Source organism: Streptomyces sp. NBC_01166 (assembly GCF_045039765.1).
Taxonomy (GTDB): Bacteria; Actinomycetota; Actinomycetes; order Streptomycetales; family Streptomycetaceae; genus Streptomyces.
Map to the genome: position 1 here is coordinate 7,445,468 of NZ_CP108613.1, position 14,430 is coordinate 7,459,897.

General features: G+C 71.6%; 12 protein-coding genes. 7 read left to right on the forward strand and 5 right to left on the reverse strand.

Annotated features, from left to right (window positions below; genetic code table 11):
* Window positions 1-63 precede the first annotated feature (63 nt).
* The 3 genes from OG379_RS33650 (at window position 64) to OG379_RS33660 (ending at window position 3,408) form a co-directional block, all read left to right on the forward strand.
* Window positions 64-837: a hypothetical protein gene (locus tag OG379_RS33650; RefSeq protein ID WP_405666906.1), complete on the forward strand. Its 774-nt coding sequence runs from the start codon at window positions 64-66 to the stop codon at window positions 835-837.
* Window positions 838-1,055: 218 nt separating this feature from the next.
* Window positions 1,056-2,891, forward strand: a complete 1,836-nt coding sequence (locus tag OG379_RS33655; protein WP_405666907.1) for an AMP-dependent synthetase/ligase — start codon at window positions 1,056-1,058, stop codon at window positions 2,889-2,891.
* A gap of 40 nt (window positions 2,892-2,931) precedes the next feature.
* Complete coding sequence (locus tag OG379_RS33660) at window positions 2,932-3,408, forward strand: macro domain-containing protein (protein WP_405666908.1); 477 nt, start codon at window positions 2,932-2,934, stop codon at window positions 3,406-3,408.
* A 20-nt stretch (window positions 3,409-3,428) separates the two neighbouring features.
* On the opposite strand, the gene OG379_RS33665 is transcribed toward OG379_RS33660, so the two are convergent.
* Window positions 3,429-4,592, reverse strand: coding sequence for an acyl-CoA dehydrogenase family protein (locus tag OG379_RS33665; RefSeq protein ID WP_405666909.1), 1,164 nt, complete (start codon window positions 4,590-4,592; stop codon window positions 3,429-3,431).
* 93 nt (window positions 4,593-4,685) lie between these two features.
* Between OG379_RS33665 and OG379_RS33670 the strand changes: the two genes are divergently transcribed.
* Window positions 4,686-5,318 carry a TetR/AcrR family transcriptional regulator gene (locus tag OG379_RS33670; protein ID WP_393766516.1) on the forward strand — a complete coding sequence of 211 codons (633 nt, stop codon included), beginning with the start codon at window positions 4,686-4,688 and terminating at the stop codon, window positions 5,316-5,318.
* 6 nt (window positions 5,319-5,324) lie between these two features.
* Here the strand turns inward: OG379_RS33670 and OG379_RS33675 are convergent, their stop codons facing one another.
* Together OG379_RS33675 and OG379_RS33680 are read right to left on the reverse strand one after the other, a co-directional pair.
* A complete protein-coding gene (locus OG379_RS33675) occupies window positions 5,325-6,764 on the reverse strand; it encodes an aldehyde dehydrogenase family protein (protein ID WP_405666910.1) in 1,440 nt (479 codons plus the stop codon).
* Window positions 6,761-7,639 carry an oxygenase MpaB family protein gene (locus tag OG379_RS33680; protein WP_405666911.1) on the reverse strand — a complete coding sequence of 293 codons (879 nt, stop codon included), beginning with the start codon at window positions 7,637-7,639 and terminating at the stop codon, window positions 6,761-6,763. The genes OG379_RS33675 and OG379_RS33680 overlap by 4 nt, the downstream gene beginning before the upstream one ends.
* Before the next feature lie 193 nt (window positions 7,640-7,832).
* Between OG379_RS33680 and OG379_RS33685 the strand changes: the two genes are divergently transcribed.
* On the forward strand, window positions 7,833-8,726 hold the full coding sequence (locus OG379_RS33685; RefSeq protein ID WP_405666913.1) for an oxygenase MpaB family protein: 894 nt from the start codon (window positions 7,833-7,835) through the stop codon (window positions 8,724-8,726).
* Here the strand turns inward: OG379_RS33685 and OG379_RS33690 are convergent.
* Complete coding sequence (locus OG379_RS33690) at window positions 8,689-9,738, reverse strand: LacI family DNA-binding transcriptional regulator (RefSeq protein ID WP_405666914.1); 1,050 nt, start codon at window positions 9,736-9,738, stop codon at window positions 8,689-8,691. The two genes, OG379_RS33685 and OG379_RS33690, sit on opposite strands and share 38 nt — an antisense overlap.
* Window positions 9,739-9,972: 234 nt before the next feature.
* On the opposite strand from OG379_RS33690, the gene OG379_RS33695 reads away from it, so the two are divergent.
* A complete protein-coding gene (locus OG379_RS33695; protein ID WP_393766521.1) occupies window positions 9,973-11,712 on the forward strand; it encodes a BCCT family transporter in 1,740 nt (579 codons plus the stop codon).
* Between the two features lie 12 nt (window positions 11,713-11,724).
* On the opposite strand, the gene OG379_RS33700 is transcribed toward OG379_RS33695, so the two are convergent.
* On the reverse strand, window positions 11,725-12,657 hold the full coding sequence (locus OG379_RS33700; RefSeq protein ID WP_405666915.1) for an FAD-dependent oxidoreductase: 933 nt from the start codon (window positions 12,655-12,657) through the stop codon (window positions 11,725-11,727).
* Between the two features lie 106 nt (window positions 12,658-12,763).
* On the opposite strand from OG379_RS33700, the gene OG379_RS33705 reads away from it, so the two are divergent.
* Window positions 12,764-14,404 carry an ABC-F family ATP-binding cassette domain-containing protein gene (locus OG379_RS33705; RefSeq protein WP_405666916.1) on the forward strand — a complete coding sequence of 547 codons (1,641 nt, stop codon included), beginning with the start codon at window positions 12,764-12,766 and terminating at the stop codon, window positions 14,402-14,404.
* Window positions 14,405-14,430 lie beyond the last annotated feature (26 nt).

Below are 14,430 nucleotides of genomic sequence, written 5' to 3' on the forward strand. Positions count from 1 at the left end.
CGCCGTGATGCCGGCGCCTGCGGATAGTGTGACGGCCGACGCTGGTACGCGGGAGGGGGCCACGTGGGGGGCGGCGATGCGGTGCGGGCACCCGGGCGGGCGGACACGGGGGAGCGGGGCGCCGGGATCGTGATCCCCGCGCCGGCGGACTCCTCGCTCCTGACGCTGCTCGGTCTCGAGGAGGCCGAGGATGTGGTCTACCGGCTGCTCGTGGACCGTCCCGACGGCGAGCAGGACGTCCTGCTCCGCAAGGCCGACGGCGCCACGGCCGAGGTGACCCCCGAGGCCGGCACCACCGCCTCCCGGCTCGCGATGAAGCACGGCCGGATCGCGTGGACGGGCAGCGGCGGCTACGTGTACCTCTACGACATCGGGTCGGGCACCACGCAGAGCAAGCGGATCGGCGGCTGGCTCTTCAACTCCGTCTCCGACATCCAGCTGACCTCCGACCGGATCTACCGGCGCGAGACGGGCGGTCTGCTCCCGAGCACCACCTTCATGTCGGCACCCCTCGACGACCTGTCCCGGGCCGCGAAGCTGCGCTACCCGACGGGCACCTACGTCGCCCAGTTCTCGGTCAACGAGGAGTACTTCGCCTACTCGACGTACGACATCTGGGGCGGCCTCGGCTCCTGGACCGGCCCGGGCAAGGTCAAGGTCTCCACGACCGCCGACGTCCTCGCCGGCCTGGACAACTTCAGCCGCGTCTCCTGCTCCTCCGGCGCCCAGTTGGCCCCGTCCCTCGGTGACGGCCGGCGTGTCGCCTGGCTGGACACCACGGCGGCGGCCACCGATGTCGCGACCCGTGCGACCTTCGCCGGGAGCTGCGAGGAGTAGGCCCTCGCGAACCCGTGCCAGGGCGGCCGCCGGAACTCCGATGGGCGCCCTGGCCCGTTGACACCCACGGGGGTGCCGCGCCGGCGGCGTTGTACCAATCGGGTGCAACAGTATTGCTGTCTCACCGGTGGTGTGAAAGTCTCCGGCACCATCGAAGCGCGTCATTCCCTCCGGTACGGGCCCGTACGGCGCCCGGCCGACGGCAACAGGAGACGGCCGTGACCACGATCCTGCGAGTTCCCACCGAGACCGACCGGCTCACCCTGCCGGCCCTGCTGGCGCGTAACGCCGAGGACCACGGGGACCTGCCCGCCCTCTCCTGGCGGAGCCCGGAGAGCGGCGACGGATGGACCACCCTGACCTGGCGTGAGGTGCGCCGCGAGACCGCGGTGCTCGCCGCCGGATACGCCGCCCAGGGCGTCCGGCGCGGCGAGCAGGTCCTGATGATGATGGGCAACCGCCCCGAACACTGGCTCAGCGACCTGGCCCTCACGCACCTCGGTGCCGTACCGGTCACCGTGTACGGCACCGCCGCCCCCGAGCAGATCGCCCACATCGCCCGGCACAGCGGTGCCCGGCTGGCGGTCGTCGAGGGGGCGCGGGAACGCGCACGCTGGGAGCCCCTCCTCGCGGACGACACCGTCCCCTTGGAGGTGCTCCTCGTCGTGGAGCCGCAGGGCGCCGGGGACCGGACGTACGCCTCCCTGTACGCGACCGGACAACAGGCCTACGACGAGGAGCGGTTCGAGGCGGCCTGGCAGGCCTCGGGCGCCGACGACCCCCTCACGGTCGTCTACACCTCGGGCACCACCGGCGACCCGAAGGCCGTGCCCATCACCCACCGCAGCGTGGTCGTCAACGCGTTGGCCCTGGACCGGGTGGTGGAGCTCCCGGACCATGTCGCGCACATCTGCTACCTCCCCTTCGCCCACATCGCCGAGCGGATGCTGGGCATCTACCTGCCGGTCTTCCGGGCCTCGCACGTCCATCTCTGCGCCGACACCGCGGCGGTCGCGGCCACCGCGCGTGCCCTGCACCCCGCCCAGTTCTTCGGCGTGCCCCGGGTGTGGGAGAAGCTCGCCGCGTCCGTCAGGGCCGCGCTCGCCACCCTGCCCGAGGGGCAGCGGGCCGCGATCGAGGCGGCCGGGGACACCGCCCGCGAGCACGTGGCCTTCCGCGAGCGGGGAGAACAGCCGCCCGCGGAGCTGGAAACCGCCTACCGCCGCGCCAGGGAGACGGTCCTCGACCCGGTGCTCTCCCTCGCCGGCTTCGAGCGACTGGTGTGGACGGCCAGCGCCTCCGCGCCGATGCCGCTGGACGTGGTGCGCTTCTGGGCAGGCTTCGGCATCGTCGTCATGGACGCCTGGGGACTGACCGAGACGGTCGGCGTGTTCACCACCAACAGCCCCTCCGGGTTCCGCCTCGGCTCGGTCGGCAGGCCGCTGGACGGGCTGGAGCTGAGGATCGCCGAGGACGGCGAGATCCTGGTCCGGGGCGAGACGGTGTTCGCCGGGTACCTGCGCGCCGACGGGACCGTGGACCGGGCGCTCGACGCGGACGGGTGGTTCCCGACCGGGGACATCGGCCGGATCGACGACGACGGCTACCTGTGGCTCACCGACCGCAAGAAAGAAATGATCATCACCTCGACCGGGAAGAACGTCTCCCCGGCTCTGGTGGAGAACGCCCTCAAGGAACACCCCCTGATCGGCCAGGCGTTCGTGCACGGCGACGGGCACTCCTACCTGGTGGCGCTCCTCGTCCTGGACGCTGAGATGGCGCCCGCCTGGGCTGCGGCCCGGGGCATCGAGGCCGGCGAGGACATGGCGGCGCTCGCCGCCCACCCCGCCGTACGCGAGGAGGTGGACCGCGCGGTCCAGGCCGCCAACACCCGGCTGAACCGCACCGAGCAGGTCAAACGCCACCGGCTTCTGGCCAGGGAATGGGGCCCCGACACCGGCGAGCTGACCCCCTCGCTGAAGCTGCGCCGCCGCGTGGTCCGCGAGCAGTACGGCAAGGTGCTGGACGCCCTCTACGAGGAGAGCGGCACCTGACCCGGGACCGGTTGTCGGTGGGGGAACGTACGGTGAGGACATGTCGGGGATCACCTACGTACAGGGCGACGCCACCAGCCCCCGGGGCAAGGGCGTCAAGCTGATCGTGCACTGCTGCAACGACCTGGGCGGCTGGGGGAAGGGGTTCGTCCTGGCCCTCTCCCGCCGCTGGCCCGAGCCGGAGGCCGCGTACCGCCGCTGGCACCGGGAGCGCGCGGGCAACGACTTCGGCCTGGGCGCCGTGCAGTTCGTCCAGGCCGGCCCGTACATCTGGGTGGCGAATCTGGTCGGGCAGCGGGGGACACGCACCGGCAGCAAGGGTGTGCCGGTGCGTTACGAGGCGATCGACGCCGGTCTGGACAAGGTGGCCGCCATGGCGTCCGAGCTGGGCGCGTCGGTCCACATGCCGAGGATCGGCTGCGGGCTGGCGGGCGGCACCTGGTCCCGGGTCGAGCCGCTCCTCGCCGACCGGCTGGTGAGCCGCGGTATCGAGGTGACGGTGTACGACTTCGGCTGAGCGCCGCCCCGTGTGGTGCCCTACAGGCCGTAGCTCTTGCCGATGATGTCGCGCTGGATCTCACTCGTGCCGCCGTAGACGGTCGACACGACCGCGGCCCGCAGGTGCCGCTCCATGTCGTACTCCGTCGCGTAGCCGTAGCCACCCATCATCTGCATGCCCTCCAGAGCCGCGTGCCTCGCCGTCTCGGTGGCCTTGAGCTTCGCCATCGAGGCCTCGCGGGGGAAGAGCCGCTCCGGCTCGGCGTCGCAGGCCGCCGCCACGTCGAAGACCAGCAGCCGGGCACACTCGATCTCCGTCGCCAGGTCGGCCAGCCGGTGCCGCAGCGCCTGGAAGGAACCGACCGGGCGGCCGAACTGCTCGCGTCCCCGCACGTACGCGACGGTGTCCTCCAGGATCCGTTCCGCCAGACCCAGCATGTTCGCCGCCAGGAAGAGCCGCTCCGCGTTGAGACCGGCCATCAGCTGGGTCCAGGCGCGGTCGGGCGTGCCCACCACCGCGTCGGCCGGCAGCGAGACATCGGTGAGGAAGACGTCGTTGACCTCGCGGCCGCCCATCGTCTCGATGGGCCGGATCTCGATCCCGGGCGTCCCCGCCGGGACATGGAACATGGTCAGCCCCTCGTGCTTCGCGCCGCTCCCGTCGGTCCGGGCCACCAGCAGGATGTGCTCGGCCAGATGCGCGTTGGAGATCCAGGTCTTGTGACCGTTGACCAGCCAGCGCCCGTCCGGCATGCGTTCTGCCTTGCACCGCAGCGCCGCCACGTCGGATCCGGCCTCCGGCTCCGACATCGCGATGGACAGAACCTGGCCGTCCACCGCACCACCGATCGCCGCCTTGCACTGGGCCTCGCTGCCGAAACGCTCGTACGCCTTCGCCGTGATCACCGAGGTGATGAACCCGCCCGCCGGTACGAGGCCGCGTGCCGTCTCCCGGAGGAAGAGGCAGGCGTCCGTCATCCCGCCGCCCGAGCCCCCGTAGGCCTCGGGCAGGCACACGCCGAGCCAGCCGAGCTCCGCCAGCCGGGCGTAGAGGGACGGCGCGTGCGGACCGCCCGCCTCCGCCGCCAGCGCGTCGCGCTGCTCACGCGTGCCGCACTCGCGGCGGGCGAAGTCACGCAGGGCGCCGACGAAAGCCCGCTGCTCGGCGGAGAGCGAGCGGGGGAGGGCGTGGTCGGTGGACATGGAAGCCTCCATAGGGGGTTACAAAGAAGCGGGCCAGGTAACTTTGTTGCGTTGTCGATATGGTTGAGTGGTCACGACGGACGGGGAGGGCTCATGGCGGCACCGGGTACCAACGAGACACTGCTGGCCGAGGCGCTCGGCGAGACCCCACCGTCCGACGCGCTGAGCGAGCAGATCCTGGACGCCGCACGCGAGCAGTTCATGACCTTCGGGCTCCGTCGCTCGACCGTCGACGACGTGGCCAAGCGGGCCAAGGTCTCGCGGGTCACCGTGTACCGCCGGATCGGCAACAAGGACAGCCTGGTATCCGCCTGCCTGCTGCGGGAGTACCGCAGATTCGTCCTGGACGTGGACAAGGCGGTGGCCGCACTGCCCACCATGGAGGACCGGCTCGTCGCCGGCTTCGTCGCCGTCCTCAAGCACATCCGTGAACACCCGCTGGTGGGCGGGCTGCTGCGGCTGGAGCCGGAGATCATGCTCCCCTTCCTCACGCTGGAGAGCGGGCCCGCCTTCCTCGCGATGCGCGGATATCTGGCCGACCGGCTCCGCCACGCCCAGCGTGCGGAAGGGCGGCCGGAGACGGACACGACACCGGTCGCCGAACTGATGGTGCGGATCACCGTCTCCTTCCTCCTCAATCCTGTGAGCTGCTTCGAGCTGGACGACGACGAGCAGGTACGCACGTTCGCCAGGCGCTACCTGGTGCCGCTGCTCGGCGCCGGGTGAACGCCCTCAGAACCGGGCGTGCAGCTTCCTGCCCAGCTCGACGGCCCGTGCGACCTTCTCGCGGGGCGTCGCGAACGACGTCAGGTCCACCGCCGGTGCGAACCGCCGTACGGTGACCGAGTGCGGCGCCGCGAAGGACCTCAGCCCTTCCTCACCGTGGATCCGCCCGTACCCCGACTCGCCCGCGCCGCCGAACGGCAGGGACGGGATCGCGGCGAAGCCCAGCACCGAGTTCACCGACACGGCGCCGGAGCCGAGGCGGTCGGCCAGTGCGAGCCCGGCTGCCCGGGAGCGGGTGAACACGGCGGCGCCCAGGGAGTACGCCGACGCGTTGGCCCGCTCCACGGCCTCGTCCATGTCGCGTACCGGGTTCACCACGACGACCGGACCGAAGGTCTCCTCCGTGACGGCCGGTGAGTCCTCCGGGACCCCCGACAGGACCACCGGCCCGAGCACGCGGTTCCGCAGGGCGTCCGGTCCGCCCAGTTCGGCGGTGCCGCCGTCCACCAGGGCCTGCTTCACATGGTGCTCCACCACGCCGAGCTGGGACGGCAGGGTGAGCGGGCCGTAGGCGTCACCCGGCACCAGTGCCCGCGCACGGCTCACGATGCGCGCGCACAGCGCCTCGTGCACCGAGGCCACCGCGTACACCCGCTCCACACCGGCGCAGGTCTGGCCCGCGTTGCCCATCGCGCCCCACACGATCGCGTCGGCCGCCGCGTCCAGATCGGCGTCCGCCGCGACCAGCACCGCGTCCTTGCCCCCGCACTCGGCGAGCAGCGGTGTGAGCGTGGCCGCGCAGGCCGCGGCGACCTTGCGGGCGGTGCCGGGCGAGCCGGTGAAGGCGACCTTGTCCACTCCGGACGGCCCTTCCGCTCCGGCCAGTGCGGCCCCGGTGGAGCCCGGTCCGGTGACCGTCCGCAGCAGACCCGCGTGGTCCGGGACGGCCTCCTCGAAGCTCCGGGCCAGCAGTTCCCCCACCCCGGGCGTGAGTTCGGACGGTTTGAACACAACGGCGTTGCCCGCCGCGAGGGCGTAGCCGATCGAGCCCATCGGAGTGTAGAGCGGGTAGTTCCACGGGCCGATCACGCCGATCACCCCGAGCGGGCGGTAGGCCAGCAGCGCCCGCTGATGGACCGACAGCAGGCCGGACGACACCCGCCGCCTGCCCAGCACCCGGCGGGCGTTGCGGGCCGCCCAGTCCAGATGGACCAGCGTCAGCAGCACCTCGGAGCGGGCGTCATGCACCGGCTTTCCGGTCTCCGCCGCGATCACCTCGGCGAACTCGTCCGCACGCCCTGCCAGTTCACGCTTCCAGTGCAGGAGCGACGCGCGCCGTTCCCGCGCCCCGAGCGCTGCCCAGCCGCGGCCGGCACTCCTGGCCTGCGCCACCGCGGCGCGGATGTCGTCGATGCCGTGCACCGCACGGTCTGTTCCGGTCGTCATGACTTCTCCATCGGCAGTGGTTCCAGCGGGCGGCTCTGCGCCCAGTGCGGTCCGAGGTCGTCGAGCTGGTATCCGAAGGGGTAGCTGCGCGGCCTGGGGCGGGAGGGCAGCCACCGGGGCCGTGCGGGCAGCAGTCGTACGCCGTACGAGCGGGCGTGCACCAGACGGACGGCCGCCGTCCGGACCCACCGCGGCTGCGCCGGGAAGCCCAGCGCCCGCAGTAAAGGCTCGTCCAGCAGTGCCAGCGAGAACCTGGCCACCAGAGGGCGCAGCGGGGCGGGGTACCAGGCGGCCATGACCCGGAAGGTGGCGTTGGCGACGCGCCGGTTCGCCGGGTCGTACGCGAACATCCGGGCCTCGTAGGAGTCGAGCAGCTCCTCGAATCCCTCGTAGGTGCCGGGCGCGCCCTCGATGCCCATCATGGCCGCCATCCGCCGCCCCACCTCCGCCAGCGCCCCCGCCTCCTGCGCGCACAGGGGCCGCCATCCGAACCGGTCGATCCAGCGCTTGGGGCCGACGACCGTGGTGGCCAGCACATAGAGGTAGTCCTCGTTCGGGATGCGGTACCTGCCGTGGATCCGGTTGAGGTGCCGGGCGGCGGCCCGGGCGCGCTCCGAGTCGAAGCCCTCGGCCGCCATCTCGTATCCGAACAGGACGGTGTCGTCGTAGCGCTTCTGGCCGTTGCGCTCGAACTCCTGGGTGCGGTCGAGCAGTACGGAGATCCTCGGAACCCCGTAGTCGCGCAGGAAGGCGACGCTGATGCCCTGCCGGTAGTCCCAAGGGAACTCGTACTGGGACATCAGCCGGAGTATCTCCGCGCAGTCGTCGGCGGGGTCCAGCAGGCGTATCTCGCGCAATCGGCTGTAGCGGCCCATGGTGTGTGCCCTCCTCTGCTCAACACACGTGCTGCACAAGGAACATGGCCGAACCTCTCGCCCTGGAGAGTCAAAGTTACAAATACTATTGACTTGTTTCACGCGGCGCGTCAACACTGCTGCGGGATCGCATACTGGAACACACACGGTCCGGGCGCCGCCCGAGCACCGGCCGACCCCGGGGAGCATCCGCATGACCAGCGCAGGAGAGCCCGTACCGCCCCCGCCCGGCGGCGTCCTGTGGAGCCTCGCCGGAGACATCCGGGGACTGCTGATGCTGCCCGCCGCCCTCACGCTCCAGGTCGCCCACCCCGCCGTCGGTGCCGGCGTCGACGACCACTCGGTCTTCCGTACGGACCCCTGGGGGCGGGGCGAGCGGTCCCTGAGTTCGCTCCAGCTCTGGGTGTACGGGGGAGAGGCCGCCGCCGCGGAAGGGCGCAGACTCAGGAAGCTGCACCGCACGATCCAGGGGACCGACACCCGCGGCCGCCGCTACCACGCGCTCACCCCCGCGAACTACGCGTGGGTGCACGCCACGGGCTTCCCCGTCTACCGGCACGCGTCGCGCTACCTGGTCCGCCCGCTCACCGAGGCGCAGGAACGCGCCCTGTACGGGGAGTGGCTCCAGGTCGGCCGGATACTCGGCATCCACGACCGGGACATGCCGCAGACGATCGAGGAGTTCTGGCCGTACTACCGCAGGATGCTGGCCGACGAGGTGGAGGCCACCGTCGTCGTACGGGAACTGGTCGCCACGGACGCTCCCGTGCCACCGCCCGACCGGGGGCCCCTCGCCCTGCGGCTGGTCCTGAAGGCGCTGTGGCCGGTGCTCCTCCCGCCGCTGGCGCGGTTCCGCAGATTCATCACCGTCGGGCTGATGCCGCCGGACGCCCGCGAGGCCATCGGACTCGACTGGACCGCGGACCAGGAGCGTCGCCTCCTGCGTTTCGGCGCCGTGGTGCGGCGGATCGTGCCCCTGCTCCCGGAGCGGCTGCGCTACCTGCCGCTCGCCAGGTCGGCGCGGGCCGAGTGGCGGGCCGGGGGAGGACTCAGGCCGAGGCCCGGCGGACCAGTTCGGTCGGGGTGATCACGGACTCGGGCCATGTCCCGGTGTCGCTGTTCAGCCGCTCCATCAGCAGCCGCACCATCAGCCTCCCCATGCCCTCCACGTCCTGACGGACCGTCGTCAGCGGGGGTACGGAGGCTTCCGCGACCGAGGTCATGTCGTCGAACCCGACCACGGCCACGTCCTCCGGCACCCGGACGCCCCGCTCGCGCAGCACCCGCAGGGCACCCGATGCCATCAGATCGTTGGACACGAAGACCGCGTCGAGACCGGGATGAGCGTCCAGCAGGTCCGACATGGCCCGGGCTCCGCCCTCCGCGGTGAAGTCCCCGTCCGCGACGAGTTCCGCTCCCGCGTCCGGCAGCACGTCGTGGTACCCGTCGATCCGGTCGAGCGCCGACGTCTGGTCCCGGGGTCCGGCGATGTGTGCGATGCGCCGCCGGCCGAGCGAGACCAGATGACGCACGGCCTCGCGGGCACCGCCCCGGTTGTCGCAGTCGACGTACGGCACCTGAGTCGTGTCCTCGCCCGGCGCGGAGTGTTCCGGGCGGCCCCCGTAGACCGTCGGGACGCGGAACCGCCGGATGATCGCGGGCAGTTCGTCGTCCGTGTGCAGGGAGAAGGCCAGCACGCCGTCCACGTGACCGCCGGCCAGGTAGCGGGTGACCCGGTCGAAGTCGCCGCTGCCCTCCACCAGGAGCAGGACCAGCTGTGCGTCGTGGGCGTTGAGCTCGCGGCTGATCCCGCGGATCTGGCGCGAAAAGAAGGGGTCGGAGAAGATCCGGAACTCGGGCTCGTCGATGATCACGGCGACGGCGCCGTTGCGCCGCGTGACCAGCGTCCGCGCCGCGTGGTTCGGGATGTAGCCGAGCTCGTCGACCGCCTTGCGCACCTGGTCCACCAGTGGCTGACGTACGCCCGCGCCGCCGTTGACGACACGGGACGCCGTCGCCCTGGACACTCCGGCGCGGGCCGCCACGGCCTCCAGGGTGGGCCGGGCGTCACGGTGCGGATCGGGGGTCGGGTCGGGCAAGGGTCGCTCCTCGTACACGCGCGCCCGGGGCTGGGAACGGCTGGAACCGGCGGGTTTGGGCACGGACGCCGTCAGCCTATCGGCCCGGCCGGAGGCGGCCGACGCCGGAGACGCGGACCCGTTCACTCCGTAAACGGTCGCGCGTGTACCGCTCGGGGGTCCCGGAACATGCGCACCGAGTGTGGTACTGCCTACGGAGAGCGAAATATTCGCATTGCGTGAAAGGTGCCATTTGTGTCACACGATGAGCAGAGAACGGGTGGGCGAGGGGAGTATCTGCCGGTAACGGCCGATCTTCCCGCCGATCCGCACCACGGCCGCCATCCGTCGACCGACCGGGTGGTGTTCGGCGTCTCCGCAGTGCTCACCATCGCCTTCGTGATCTGGGGTGCCACGGCCACCGACTCACTGACAGACGTCTCCAGCACGCTGCTCACCGGACTCATCCACAACGGCGGCTGGGCCTTCATGCTGGCGGCCTCGTGCTTCGTGGTCTTCGCCCTCTGGCTCGCGATCAGCCGTTACGGCAAGATCTCGCTGGGCCAGGAGGGGGAGAAGCCCGAATTCAGGACGGTCTCCTGGGTCGCGATGATGTTCAGCGCAGGCATGGGCATCGGCCTGATGTTCTACGGAGTGAGCGAACCGCTGGCCCATTTCGTCAACCCGCCCCCGGGCACGCACCCCGCCGACGCGGCCGAGGCCATGCAGACGGCGATGGCCACCACCCTCTTCCACTGGACGCTCCACCCCTGGGCGATCTACGCGGTCGTCGGGCTGGCCATCGCCTACAGCGCCTACCGGCGGCACCGGCGCCAGACCATCAGCGCGGTGTTCATCCCGCTCATCGGCGAGAGGCACTCCCACGGGGTCGTCGGCCGCATCATCGACATCCTCGCCATCTTCGCGACGCTCTTCGGCTCCGCGGCCTCGCTGGGTCTCGGCGCTCTGCAGATCGGCAGCGGTTTCCAGGAGCTCGACTGGATGGAGAAGACCGGGACCGGCCTGCTGGTCGCGATCATCGCGGTCCTGACGGCCGCCTTCGTCGCATCGGCGGTCTCCGGCGTGGAGAAGGGCATCCAGTGGCTCTCCAACATCAACATGGTGCTCGCGCTGATCCTGGTGATCTTCGTGTTCGTCGTCGGCCCCACGATCATCATCCTGGACCTGCTCCCCACCTCGATCGCGGCGTACTTCGGTGACCTTGCCCAGCTCGCCGGCCGGACCGAGGCGACGGGAGAGGGCGAAGTCGCCGACTGGCTCGCCAGCTGGACCGTCTTCTACTGGGCGTGGTGGATCTCCTGGACGCCCTTCGTCGGCATGTTCATCGCGAGGATCAGCCGTGGCCGCACGATCCGCCAGTTCGTCGGCGGCGTGATCCTGGTGCCCAGCACGGTCAGTCTCGTCTGGTTCGCCGTCTTCGGCGGCTCGGCGATCGAGCTGCAGAGGGACGGAAAGCTCGGGGGCGTCGGTGACACGCCGGAGGCCCAGCTCTTCGGGGTCCTCCACGAATACCCGATCGCCACCGTGATGAGCATCCTCGTCATGATCCTGGTCGGCATCTTCTTCGTCTCCGGCGCCGACGCCGCCTCGATCGTGATGGGGACGCTCTCCCAGAAGGGAGTCCTCGAACCCGCGAAATGGGTCGTGATCTTCTGGGGTGTCGTCACCGGGGCCGTCGCGGCGATCATGCTGCTCATCGGCGACGGGCAGGGGGACGCCCTGGCGGGCCTCCAGAACCTGACCATCCTGGTGGCCGCCCCCTTCACCATCGTGATGATCGGGATGTGCGTCGCGCTCATGAGAGACCTGCGCCAGGACCCGATGATCGTCCGCAGGGAGTTCGGCGTGGAGGCCGTCGAGTCCGCCGTCATCGAGGGGCACGCCAAGTACGACGGGGACTTCGAGATCCGGATCGGGCCCGGCACCGCGGAGATCACCAGCGACGAACGCCACAAGCACGACCCGCCGGCCTGACGGGACCGCGGCTCAGTCCACCAGCTGGGCCGCAGCCCGCGCACAGCCCCGGGCCACCGTCACCCCGGCCCCGCCGTGGCCGTAGTTGTGCACCAGCAGTCCACCGCCCGGCAGCTCCTCCGCCCCGATGCGCACCCCGGCGTCGCGGGCGGGCCGCAGCCCCACCCGGTGGCCGATCACCCGGGCCCCCGCGATCTCCGGCCGTATCCGCGCGCACCGCGCCACGATCTCCGCGGCCGTACGCGGATCGGGCCCGGTGCGCGCGTCGTCCGTCTCCGCCGTGCCGCCCAGCACCAGCCCGCCCGGCTGCGGAAAGAGATACGTCGTCGCGCTCGACGCCGGATCCGCCTCGGTGAACCACTCCTCGATGCCCGGATTCTCCACGACCACCAGCTGCCCTCGGACCGGCCGCATCCCGGGGTCGGGAACCAGGTCGCGCGCGCCGAGCCCGGTGCAGTTGACGACCACCCGTGCCTCGGCCGCCGCCTCCGCGAAGCCACGTACCGTACGCCGCTCGACCACGCCGCCCGCAGCGGACAGCCGTCCCTCCAGCCAGCTCAGATGGGCCGGCATGTCGATCAGCGGAAGCGTGACCCTCAGCCCCTCCGCCACCTCGGACGCGCCCTCCAGGCGGCGGGCCCACGGCCCGAGCGCGGCCAGGCGCTCGCCGCCGTGCACCCCGGCGACCATACGGACGCCCGTCTCGGCGGGGGCGGCGGCCAGCTCCTCGTAGACCCGGAGGGTTTCGAGCGACCACTCACCCACCAGCGCCTCGGGCTCGATCCGGTACGGCCACCAGAGCGCACCGGCCACGGCCGAGGTCGTGGCCGCTGCCGGGTCCCTGGACCAGACGCGCACCCGCAGGCCGCGCTCCGCCAGCAGCAGCGCCGTGGTCAGCCCGCTGACCCCGCCGCCCACCACGATCACGTCCGCCACCGTGCTCACTCCTGTCTCCATGCCTCCCGCGTGCGCCGAGGGCGGGAAGGGCCATGGTCCCACCCTCGGCCGGCGGGATGACCGGCCCCCGCGGTTGGTTAGGATCAGCACCCTGATGACTGCCACCCTCGTCGCCAAGGAACTCGCCGCCGGGCACGGCGACCGCACACTCTTCGCGGGGCTCGACCTCGTGGTCGCGCCCGGCGACGTGATCGGTCTCGTCGGAGCCAACGGAGCCGGCAAATCCTCGCTGCTCCGCCTGCTCGCGGGGCTCGACCGGCCGGAGGAGGGCGAGCTGAGGCTCTCCCCGCCCACCGCGACCGTCGGACACCTCCCGCAGGAGCCCGAGCGCCGCGCGGGTGAGTCCGTACGGGAGTTCCTCGCCCGCCGCACCGGGGTCGCCGACGCCCAGGCCGCCATGGACGCCGCCACCCAGGCCCTGGTCGACGGAGCGCCCGGTGCGGACGACGCGTACTCCGAGACCCTGGAGCGCTGGCTCTCTCTCGGCGGCGCCGACCTGGACGAACGTGCCGAGGAGGTCGCCGCCGACCTCGGTCTGACCATCGGTCTCGACCTCCCGATGACGGCCCTCTCCGGCGGCCAGGCGGCCCGCGCCGGCCTGGCCTCGCTACTGCTGTCGCGCTACGACGTCTTCCTGCTCGACGAGCCCACCAACGACCTGGACCTCGACGGCCTGGAGCGCCTGGAGCGCTTCGTATCAGGACTGCGCGCCGGCACCGTCGTCGTCAGCCACGACCGTGAGTTCCTGATGCGTACGGTCACCAAGGTCCTGGAACTCGATCTCGCCCAGCAGGAGATCAATCTCTACGGCGGCGGTTACGCCTCCTACCTGGAGGAGCGCGAACGCGCCCGCACCCACGCCCGCGAGGAGTTCGAGGAGTACGCCGACAAGCGTTCCGCGCTCGAGGGCCGCGCCCAGATGCAGCGGGGCTGGATGGACAAGGGAGTCAAGAACGCCCGCCGCAAGGCCACCGACAACGACAAGATCGGCCGCAAGTTCCGCAGCGAGGCCAGCGAGAAGCAGGCCGCCAAGGCCAAGCAGACGCAGCGCATGATCGAGCGCCTCGACGTCGTCGAGGAACCCCGCAAGGAGTGGGAGCTGCGGATGGAGATCGCCTCCGCACCGCGCTCCGGTTCCGTCGTGGCCACCCTCCGCGACGCCGCCGTCGTCCGCGGGGACTTCTCCTTCGGGCCTGCCACCCTGCAGATCGACTGGGCCGACCGGGTCGCCATCACCGGGGCCAACGGGGCGGGCAAGTCCACCCTGCTCGCCGCCCTCCTCGGACGGCTCCCCCTCGACGCGGGCCACGCCTCGCTCGGCTCGGGCGTCGTGGTGGGCGAGGTCGACCAGGCCCGCGAGCTGTTCCACGGCACGGAGAGCCTGCTGGACGCCTTCTGCGCGGCCGTCCCCGACACCGAGCCCGCCGAGGTGCGCACCCTGCTCGCCAAGTTCGGCCTGCGCGCCGGCCATGTGCTGCGGCCCGCCACGACCCTCTCCCCGGGCGAGCGCACCCGGGCGGGACTCGCGCTCCTGCAGGGCAGGGGCGTCAACCTGCTCGTGCTGGACGAGCCGACGAACCACCTGGACCTGCCGGCGATCGAACAGCTGGAGTCGGCGCTGGAGGCGTACACCGGGACGCTGCTGCTGGTCACGCACGACCGGCGGATGCTCGACGCCGTCCGCACGACCCGCCGCGTCGAGGTGTCCGACGGCAAGGTCACCGAGTCCGGCTGACCGCGAGGAGCCCGTCCCTCCCGGAG

Bases quoted from the DNA above. Each gene is read 5' to 3' on its own strand.
- OG379_RS33660 (WP_405666908.1), top strand. From the start codon at position 2,932: ATGTCGGGGATCACCTACGTACAGGGCGACGCCACCAGCCCCCGGGGC.
- OG379_RS33665 (WP_405666909.1), bottom strand. From the start codon at position 4,592: ATGTCCACCGACCACGCCCTCCCCCGCTCGCTCTCCGCCGAGCAGCGG.
- OG379_RS33670 (WP_393766516.1), top strand. From the start codon at position 4,686: ATGGCGGCACCGGGTACCAACGAGACACTGCTGGCCGAGGCGCTCGGC.
- OG379_RS33675 (WP_405666910.1), bottom strand. From the start codon at position 6,764: ATGACGACCGGAACAGACCGTGCGGTGCACGGCATCGACGACATCCGC.
- OG379_RS33680 (WP_405666911.1), bottom strand. From the start codon at position 7,639: ATGGGCCGCTACAGCCGATTGCGCGAGATACGCCTGCTGGACCCCGCC.
- OG379_RS33685 (WP_405666913.1), top strand. From the start codon at position 7,833: ATGACCAGCGCAGGAGAGCCCGTACCGCCCCCGCCCGGCGGCGTCCTG.
- OG379_RS33705 (WP_405666916.1), top strand. From the start codon at position 12,764: ATGACTGCCACCCTCGTCGCCAAGGAACTCGCCGCCGGGCACGGCGAC.